Annotated in this window: 1 protein-coding gene and 1 pseudogene; one reads left to right on the plus strand and one right to left on the minus strand. The window is 63.5% G+C overall.

Going from position 1 to position 2,003, the window contains the following annotated elements; genetic code table 11:
• A pseudogene (locus tag VGP39_RS25210) lies at positions 1 to 115 on the minus strand (IS5/IS1182 family transposase); the annotation flags it as partial.
• Positions 116 to 233: 118 nt separating this feature from the next.
• On the opposite strand from VGP39_RS25210, the gene VGP39_RS25215 reads away from it, so the two are divergent.
• Entirely contained in the window at positions 234 to 1,643 is a 1,410-nt protein-coding gene (locus VGP39_RS25215; RefSeq protein ID WP_327570811.1) for an IS1182 family transposase, read from the plus strand.
• Positions 1,644 to 2,003 lie beyond the last annotated feature (360 nt).

Raw genomic sequence — 2,003 nt, forward strand, 5'->3', positions numbered from 1 at the left:
TCGTCTTATAGCGATACATCGCCGTCTCAACGAGGCTCCGCCTGCCATATCCGGAACGACGTTGCCATCCGATGCGGCCATGTTGTTGGATCGAACGCAGATGCTCGTCACGCTGCGTCGTGCCGGCCTCACTGAGAGCCTGAAAATCTTTCAGCGATGCGCCAAAAACCGACTGTAATGTGCGGCTTGGGTGGTTAGAATCGGCCTGTCTGGCTGCTGACAAAGGTAGGGTGATGGCATCGGGTGACGAGGATGGCTTGTTTGCGTCGTTACCCGATCAATCGGCGCCGGAGCGCGCTGGCGGAGGATTTCCCCGACTGCGATTTGCCGAGCGCGATCAGATAACCTGGCGACCGGTCAACCTGGATGGGTTGCTGGCCGACGATCACCGGGTGCGTCTGGTATGGGGTTTCGTCGAGGGGCTCGATCTGACGGCGCTGCACGCCACCATTAAGGCGGTGGACGGCCGGCCCGGTCATCCGCCGGCGGACCCGCGTATCCTGCTGGCGCTTTGGTTGTATGCCACGGTGGAGGGGGTCGCCAGCGCGCGCGAAGTGGCTCGCTTGTGCGAGGAGCATATCGCGTTTCAATGGCTGTGCGGCGGTGTCGGCATGAACGCCAAGACGCTGGCGGATTTCCGGGTGGATCACGGCGCGGTGCTGGAGCGCCTGCTGGTGGACAGCTTCACCGCGCTGGTGCGGGCCGGCGTGGCCAGCCTGGATCGTGTTGCCCAAGATGGCGTGCGGGTGCGCGCCTCGGCGGGAGCGGCTTCGTTTCGCCGGCATTCGACCTTGCAGCACTGCCGGCGCGATGCCGAGAAGGCGCTGGCCGATCTGCGTGCGCAAGTAAACGCCGATCCGGGTGCGACCAGTCGCCAACAAGCCGCGGCCCGTCAGCGAGCAGCTGAGGATCGCGAGCGCCGGGTTCGCGCAGCGCTGGCGGTAAGCGAGGAACTGCACGCCCGACAGCAGGAGCAGGCGCGCCTGGAGGCCGAGCGTGCGGCCAAGAAAGCGCAGCAGGAAACTGCAAGAAACCAGAAGACTGAGGTTGAGGAACCGGCAGGCAAAAAGCCGCGTGTCAGCGAGCCACGAGCCTCCACGACCGATGCGCAGGCACGGGTGATGAAGATGGCTGATGGTGGTTTCCGTCCAGCCTACAACATCCAGTTTGCCACCGATACAAAGAGCACGGCGATCGCCGGCGTGTCGGTCGACAACATCGGCTCCGATATGGGCAAGATGGCACCCATGAACGATGCGCTGGCCGAGCAGTATGGCGAACGGCCACGCCAGCATCTCGTCGACGGCGGCTTCGTCAAGTTCGACGACATCGAAATGCTTGCACGGCACGGCGTTGAAACGTTCGCGCCGGTGCCGAAGCCGCGCGATGCCGGACGAGACCCGCATGCGCCGCTATCGGGCGACCAACCCGGTGTGGCCGAGTGGCGCCAACGCATGGGCGGAGATGAGGCCAAGGAAATCTACAAGCAGCGAGCGGCGACGGCCGAATGCGCCAACGCTCAGGCGCGCAATCGCGGATTGACGCAGTTCCTTGTGCGCAGCTGGGAAAAGGTCAAGGCCGTCGCCCTGTGGCACGCGTTGACCCACAACATGGTCTGTTCCTGGCGGCTGATTGAGATCTGATCTTGCATCCAAGGCTGTAACTAACGGCGCGACGCAGCAATCGATACACCGCTGCGTCCGTCCTCAGCGGCCGCCAATTGGCATGACTGCATCGCTGGCGGATGCGACCGCTCGACGCCTGGCAAGTAACTCAGAATCATTGAAGCAGATACGCAAAACACCTGGTCCCGCCTGAAGCCATGCTCGCGCCCGCGGCATGGCTATAACCCGATTGCCGAAACCCGATTCATTTTCAGCCTCTGAGGAACGCCGGTCAACCCACCCTGCGCGCAGAAGCACGTAATGCGATCCCGTAACGGGTCCAGCACCGTCAGGGACAAGCCCTTCTTCGGCGCCGGGAACGGCGTTGTCGGCAGGCAT

The sequence above is a fragment of the Bradyrhizobium sp. genome (genome assembly GCF_036009065.1).
GTDB lineage: Bacteria > Pseudomonadota > Alphaproteobacteria > Rhizobiales > Xanthobacteraceae > Bradyrhizobium.

What these genes read in the sequence shown, in the direction of transcription:
- VGP39_RS25215 (WP_327570811.1), top strand. Translation starts at nt 234, where the DNA reads ATGGCATCGGGTGACGAGGATGGCTTGTTTGCGTCGTTACCCGATCAA.